Below are 6,983 nucleotides of genomic sequence, written 5' to 3'. Positions count from 1 at the left end.
GGCGGCGTCACCCCCGCCTCGGCCACCGCCGTCTGCGCGGACACCGCCGTGCCCGCCGCGGAGATCCCCGAACTCCTGGCCGCACTCGTCGACCGATCGCTGCTGCAACTCGCGGCCGAGCCGGGGCGCTACCGCATGCTGGAGTCGCTGCGGGAGTACGGCACCGGGCGCCTCGCGGAGACCGGCGCCCTCGGCACCGCCCGCGACCTGGCCGCCGGCCACTTCGCCGCCCTGCTGGCCCGGTACGACCCCCAGCTCCGCGGGCCCGGCCAGCTGACCGCCCTGCGCGTCATCGGCGCCGAGTACGACAACGTGCTCGCCGCCCTGCGCCGGCGGTGCGACACCGGCGACGCCCCCGGTGCGCTCTCCCTGGCCCTGGATCTCACCTGGTACTGGCACATGTTCGGCCGGCACGCGGACGCGGCGTCCTGGCTGGGCGAGGCGCTCGCGGTGCCGGGCGGGCCCGCGCCGGCCCGTGACTGCGCCCACGCGTTCCACCTGATCAACCGGGCCGGTGCCTGGCCGGCCCCGGCCGCCGGGGAGGCCGCGGAGGACCGGGCAACCATGCGGGAGCTGGCGGCGCGGCTGCTCGCGTACCCGGAGGTGCCCGGGCCCTACGGACCGCTGACCGCGATCGCGCTCGCGTTCCTGCAGGAGGAGAAGTCCGCGCCGGCGGTCCTCGACCACCTGGTGGACGGCGGCGACGTATGGCTGGCCGGGCTGGCCCGCACGTTCCGGGCGGAGTTCGCCGAGAACGCGGGCGAGCTCGACAGGGTGCGCCCCGACGTGGAGGCGGCCCTGGCGTGCTTCCGGCGCGCCGGCGACCGCTGGGGCCAGGCCACCGTCCTGCCGCTGCGCGCCCAGCTGCGCCAGTACGACGGCGACCTCGACGGCGCGCTCGCCGACCTGCGCGAGGCCCGGTCGCTGGCCGCCGAGTTCGGCCGGCTCAGCCTCGGCGACGAGATGTTCATCGACCTGCGCTGGATGGATCTGCACCTGCGGCGCGGCGACGCCGGCGCGGCGATCGCGGTGATCGCCTCGGCCCGGGAACGGGTGCGGCGCGCGGGCTCGCCGCCGGCGCTGGCGCTGATCGACGCGTGGGAGGCCCTCTCGCGGGCGGAACTCGGCGACCAGGACCGCGCCCGGGAGCTGATCGAGGACGCGGACCGGGCGCTGGACGGCGACCCCGCGTTCCCGGGCCTGCACGCGCGGACCCTCGCCGGCTGCGCCCGGATCGCGCTGCGGCTCGCCCTCGGCGACCCGGCCGGCGCCGAGAGCGCCCTGGAGGATGCGTACGCGGTTGCGCTGAGGACCCGCGACCTGCCGATCCTGGCGGTGGTGGCGGTGCACGCCGCTGCGGTCGCCGAGGCGTACGGCCACCGCCACGAGTCCGTCGTCCTGCTCGGCGCCGCGTCCCGGCTGCGCGGCGCCCACGACCGCACCGACCCGCGGATCCGCGGCCTCACCCGGCGCGCGCGGGCCGCGCTGGGCGAGGAACGCTTCGCCGCGGCGTACACGAAAGGCTGGGAGCTCGACGGGCGGACGGCCGCGGCCGAGGTCGACCCCGCCCGCCGCCGCCGCGAACTGCGAGCGGGCCCCGGGGCCGTCAGGGGTCGAGGGGCTCGATGACCGGCTTGCGGTCGTGCTGGTAGATGACCGAGCTGCGGAAACCGGCGATCTCGCGCCGGCCGCTGAACTTGTCCATGAGGAAGGCGTGCAGGTTGTCGACGCCGGGCACCGCGACGTGGACGAGGAAGTCGTCGCCGCCGGCCACCACGAAGATGGACAGGACCTCGGGCAGGGACATCGCGTACTTCTTGAAGCCCTCGATCACGGTCCGGCTCAGCGGGCGGACCTGGACGTGCAGCATGGCCTGGACGGGGCGGTTCAGCGCCGGCAGGTCCACGGTCGCGTGGAAGCCGGTGATGACCCCGCGTTCGCGCAGCGCCCGGACCCGTTCCAGGCAGGTCGACGGCGCGATGCCGACCGTACGGGCCAGTTCCCGGTTGCTCTGCCGGGCATCTGTCTGGAGGGAGGCCACGATTGCCGAATCAAGTTCGTCCACGACCCGAATTCTGACAGATTCTCCGAACGATGTTCGGTATCAGCGTGCTGCCACCGCGCGTTCGCCTAGCTTTCTGCGCGTGCAGACGAACAGTTTCTCCCACGAACAGGTCCTCGTGCGGCGCGGGCGGCCGGTACGTGCCCACCGGCCGCGGCACCGCGCTGCTCGACATCGGCGACGCGCGCTGGCGGGAGGTGGCCGAGCGGTGCATGGCGCTGCGGGACGCGTACGCGGGCCGCCTGGAGATCACCACCCACCTGGCGCAACAGATCCTGGTGGACCCGTGCGTGGCCGGCCTGCCCGGCTTCGTCGGCTGCCAGGCGGCCCGGGGCCAGGGCGCGGTCACCGCCACCGGCGACGTGCTGCCGTGCGTGCTCCTGCCGGTCCCGATGGGCAACATCCGGCAGCGGCCGTTCGCCGAGATCTGGCGCGACTCGCCGGTGGCCGCCCGGCTGCGCGACCGCGCCTCCCTCTCCGGCGCGTGCGGCTCCTGTGCCCTGCGCGAGCGCTGCGGCGGCTGCCGGGCGGTGGCCTACGCCCGCACCGGCGACTACCTGGCCCCGGATCCGCGCTGCTGGCTGCCCGACCACGAAACCCACGGATAGAAGGGAACTGAGATGCCGCAGAACGAGGAGACCGTCCGCACCTACTTCGAGCTGATCCGGGGCCTGCGTACCGGGGTCGACGGCTCGATCGAGAAGCTGACCGCGCTGTGGGACCCCGACGGGGTGTTCGAGTTCGCCGGCACCCCGCCGGTGACCGGCACCTTCACCGGCCTCAACGCGATCACCGTGCTCTACCGCAACCGGTTCGCGGCCAGCGGCATGCCGCTGCGGCTGCAGGGCGCCGCCAAGGAGGACGAGAGCCTGGAGACCGCGCTCGGCGTCGTGGAGACCGACGTCCATCGGGTACGCGTCCTCGACGACGACCGCGTGGTGGCCGGCTGGACGACCGTCATCGGTACGGCGGACCGCAAGGGCTTCCAGGTCAGCGGCAGCCACGCGTTCACCCTCAAGGACGGCCGGATCACCCACCTGCGGGTGGTCGTCTCGCCGAAGCCGGAGGACACCGCCGGGTTCGACCGGGAGGCGCTGTCGGTCGACGACATCGGCCGGCTGTCGCTGGCGGCGTGGGCCGTCGTCTGAGCCGGACCGGCGCGGCGCCCGTCCCGCCGGGCGCCGCGTCCCCCGGGCCGCTCAGATCTCCAGGTAGGCGGAGCGTTCGTCGGGCGTGAAGTCGCGGATGCTGAGCCGCGCGGCCAGCGGTTCGAGCTGTTCCAGCGGGGCGCATGCCTCCGAGCTGCCCACCCGGACGGTCCCGTCGTCGTGGACGGTGGTGAAGGTCCGGCCCGGACCGAGCACCACGTCCTCGACCGGGCTGCCGAAGCCGCGCAGCACCGTCACGGCGTCCCCGGCCGTGAGCCGCCAGAGGCGCAGGCCGCCGTCGTCGCCGCTGCTCGCCAGCTGGGTGCCGTCCCGGTTGTACGACAGGGCCCACACCCCGCCGCGGTGCCCGCGCAGCGTCCGCGGCGCCGAGCCGCCGGCGACGTCCCAGAGCCGGATGGTGCCGTCGTCTCCCCCGCTGGCCAGCTGCCGGCCGTCCGGGCTGAACGCGACCCGCCACGCGAGCCCGCCCCGGTGCCCGCGCAGCACCCGCGCGGGCGCCTTTCCGTCTGCGTCCCAGATCCGTACGGTCCCGTCCCGGCCGGCGCTGGCGACCGTGCGCCCGTCGGGGGCGGCGGCGACCGAGCGGACGAGCCCCTCGTGGCCCCGCAGCTCGGTGACGCCGCCCGTGGTGAGGTCCCAGATCCGGACCAGGCCGTCGTGGCTGCCGGCGACGAGCCGCTTCCCGCCGGGCAGGAACGCGACCGACCACACCGGTCCCTTGAACGGCCCGATCGTCCGGGAGCGGCCGGTCGCCAGGTCCCAGACGCGTACCGTGCCGTCGTCGCCCCCGCCGGCCACCGACGTGCCGTCCGCGCTGACCGCGACCCCGTCCACCGCCCCGGTGTGGCCGGTCAGCACCCGGTTGCCGGGCCAGATCCGGACCGTCCCGTCGTCGCCGCCGGTCGCGGTGACCAGCCCGGCCGCGTCGGTCGCCACGGCCCACACCGGCCCGCGATGCCCGGTCAGGATCCGCGGCGCCCCGGGGTACGAGGCCCGCCAGACCCGCGCGGTCCCGTCGCCGCTGCCGGTGAGCAGCTCGCCGCCCGGCGCGAACACCACGCTCCACACCGGACCGTCGTGCCCGGCGAGCAGCAGCGGATCGTCGTCGCCGTCGGCGTTGAAGACCCGGACCGTGCCGTCGCTGCCGCCCGCCGCGACCCGCCGGCCGTCCGGGCTCACCGCGACGGTCTCCACCGTTCCCGCGTTCTGGCCGCGCAGCACCAGCGGCGCGCCGCCGCGGTCCACCGGCCACACCCGCACCGTCCCGTCGGTGCTCGCGCTGGCCAGGGTGCGCCCGTCGGGGGCGAACGCGATGCTCTCCACGGACGACGTGTGACCGCGCAGCACCGCCGGCCCGCCCGCCCCGGACGCGGCCCACAACCGGATCACCCCGTCGCCGTCGGACGCGGCCAGCCGGCGCCCGTCGGGGCTGTACGCCACGCCCAGCTCGCGCACCGTACCCACCCGCAGCACGCCGGCCGCGCGGCCGGCGGCCGGGTCCCAGAGGCGGACCGTACCGTCGTCGCCGGCGCTGGCCAGGCGGCGCGAGTCCGGGCTGAACCCGACGTTCCAGACCTTGCCGGCGTGCCCGCGCAGCACCCGGGCCGGGCCGCCGGCGCGCAGGTCCCACACCGTGATCAGGCCGTCGATGCCGCACGCGGCCAGGAACCGGCCGTCGGGCGAGAACTGCGGGCTCCACACCTCGCCGTCGTGGCCGGTCAGCACCGTCGGCGCGCCGTGCGGCAGGCCGTCCGCGCCGGTCTGCCAGACCCGGACGGCGCCGTCGTCGCCGCTGGTCGCGAAGGTGCGGCCGCCCGGCGCGTACGCCACGCCGAAGACCTGGTTGTGGCCGGTGCCGAGCACGGACCGGACGCGCGCGTCGACCACCGCCTGGCGCAGCGCGGCCTCCGCCGCCGGCGTGGTGTGGACCGCGGTCGCCCGCCGGGCCAGCAGCAGCGCCAGGTCCGGTTTGAGGTCGAGCTGCTCGCGCGCCTCCGCGGCCAGCGCGTTCGCCGTGGCCACCTCGCGGCCGGCGGCGGCGCGGCGGCCCTGCACGGCGGCGACGACCACGAGCAACGTCAAGACCAGGATCAGGACCCTCGACCGGGTACGCCGCAGGCCCCGCACCCGACGCTCCCGCCGCCGCCCGGCACCGAGGAACGCCCGCTCGGAGTCGTTCAGCCGCCCCGCCGGGAAGTCGTCCCAGAGTGCCAGCCGCTTGCCCTGGTAGAGGAACGCCTCGTCCCGCCCGTGGTGCTCCCAGTCGGCGGCGGCCTCGGTCAGCCGGCGATGGGCGCGCAGCCGTTCCCGGTCCGCGGCCAGCCAGCCCCGCAGCCGCGGCCACCGCTGGATCAGCGCCTCGTGCGCGACAGTCACGGTGTCCCGCTCGCAGGTGATCAGGCGGGCCGCGGCCAGCCGGTCGAGCAGGCCGGGGACGGCGGGGTCGTCGGGCAGTTCGGCGTACGCGACCCGCCGCCGGGTGTCCTCGGTGCCCTCGCCGAGCGCGGTGAGCCGCAGGAAGATCTGCTCGGCCAGCTCCCGGTGCGCGGGGCCGAGGGCCGCGTACTCGCGCTCGGCCGTCCGCGCGATCGCCTCGGCCACCCCGCCCGCCGCCCGGTAGCCGGCCAGCGTCAGGGTGGCACCCTGGCGGGCCCGCCACGTCTCGAGCAGCGCGTGCGAGACCAGCGGCAGCGATCCCGGCTCCCCCGCCGCGTCGGCGACCAGCGCCTCCACGAGGGCCGGTTCGATCCGCAGCCCCGCCTTGCGCGCCGGGCCGGCGATGGCCTCGCGCAGGTCGCCGGCACCCATCGGCCCGACGAGCAACTGCCGGTCCTGCAGCGTGGCGACCAGCTCCGGGTGACGCGCGCAGTGGGCGTAGAAGTCGGCCCGGATGCCCAGCACGACCCGCGCCCTGCCGGACTCGGCGAGCACGAGCAGGCGGTCGAGGAATTCCGTACGGACCCGCTCGTCGCCGCAGAGCGTGAACACCTCCTCGAACTGGTCCACGACGACGACCGTGCTCGTGTCGTCCACCGCGTCGAGCCCGGCGAGGGGGTCGGGGCCCGGCGTGAGCACCGCCACCTTCCCGGCGAGCCGGGGCAGCAGGCCGGCGCGCAGCAGCGACGTCTTGCCGCTGCCCGAGGCGCCGACGACCGCGAGCATCGGCGTCTCCGTGACCCGCGCGACCAGCTCGTCGGTGAGCGCCCCGCGGCCGAAGAAGTGCGCGGCGTCGCCCTCCTCGAAGGCCGACAGCCCCCGGTACGGCGGGATCTGCTCCTGCGCACCCGCCGTCTCCGCGGTGACGAGCCGCCAGCGGCGCTCCCATTCGGCGGGGTCGCCGTCGCAGCCGCGCACGTACGCCAGCGTCACCGCGAGCGACGGCAGCGCGTGCCCGGCGGCGGCCTCGGAGAGCACCGAGGCGGAGTAGTGCACCCGCGCGGCGAGCTCGCGGTAGCTCGGCCGCCCGGCCGCCTGCCGCAGTTGCCGCAGGTCCCAGGCGAACTGCTGCACCGGTCCCTCGGCAGGATCGATCCGACGCTCCGTACGCGCCATCGGCACACTCCCCGTGTCGTCTGGCGCTCAATTGTTCGGGGATTGATTGATGGGCGGAAGAGATCAGCCAAAGTGACGACAGTCCATGTTGAATGGTGAGGGTGCCGGTTCCCCAGGCCGTCCATGGTGTACGGCGCTCGGGCGTGACGGGGGCGAGCGCCGCGCCGGCGGGCCGGCCCGGGGCGCCCGGCGGATCCGGG

Annotated in this window: 5 protein-coding genes; 3 read left to right on the top strand and 2 right to left on the bottom strand. The window is 76.1% G+C overall.

Translation table 11 applies throughout. The features are described 5' to 3' along the window. Positions 1 to 1,629, top strand: a 1,629-nt coding sequence (locus CLV70_RS31750) for an ATP-binding protein (protein ID WP_425440254.1), incomplete at its 5' end; no start/stop codon positions are given. On the opposite strand, the gene CLV70_RS31745 is transcribed toward CLV70_RS31750, so the two are convergent. Continuing rightward, positions 1,607 to 2,065, bottom strand: coding sequence for an Lrp/AsnC family transcriptional regulator (locus CLV70_RS31745; protein WP_106130316.1), 459 nt, complete (start codon positions 2,063 to 2,065; stop codon positions 1,607 to 1,609). The two genes, CLV70_RS31750 and CLV70_RS31745, sit on opposite strands and share 23 nt — an antisense overlap. Positions 2,066 to 2,202: 137 nt before the next feature. Between CLV70_RS31745 and CLV70_RS31740 the strand changes: the two genes are divergently transcribed. Beyond that, positions 2,203 to 2,670, top strand: a complete 468-nt coding sequence (locus CLV70_RS31740; protein ID WP_211303965.1) for an SPASM domain-containing protein — start codon at positions 2,203 to 2,205, stop codon at positions 2,668 to 2,670. Between the two features lie 12 nt (positions 2,671 to 2,682). After that, positions 2,683 to 3,210 (top strand): nuclear transport factor 2 family protein, encoded by a 528-nt coding sequence (locus tag CLV70_RS31735; RefSeq protein ID WP_106130314.1) that lies wholly within the window; start codon positions 2,683 to 2,685, stop codon positions 3,208 to 3,210. Positions 3,211 to 3,261: 51 nt separating this feature from the next. Here CLV70_RS31735 and CLV70_RS31730 read toward each other — a convergent pair whose 3' ends face one another. Beyond that, a complete protein-coding gene (locus tag CLV70_RS31730; protein WP_106130313.1) occupies positions 3,262 to 6,783 on the bottom strand; it encodes an nSTAND1 domain-containing NTPase in 3,522 nt (1,173 codons plus the stop codon). Positions 6,784 to 6,983 lie beyond the last annotated feature (200 nt).

This window comes from Pseudosporangium ferrugineum (assembly GCF_003002065.1).
GTDB lineage: Bacteria > Actinomycetota > Actinomycetes > Mycobacteriales > Micromonosporaceae > Actinoplanes > Actinoplanes ferrugineus_A.
The sequence above is the reverse complement of the archived record's forward strand: the minus strand, read 5'-3'. Positions and strand labels throughout refer to the sequence as shown.

Excerpts from the sequence above, each read along its gene's own strand:
- CLV70_RS31735 (WP_106130314.1), top strand. The coding sequence starts at position 2,683 with ATGCCGCAGAACGAGGAGACCGTCCGCACCTACTTCGAGCTGATCCGG.
- CLV70_RS31730 (WP_106130313.1), bottom strand. The coding sequence starts at position 6,783 with ATGGCGCGTACGGAGCGTCGGATCGATCCTGCCGAGGGACCGGTGCAG.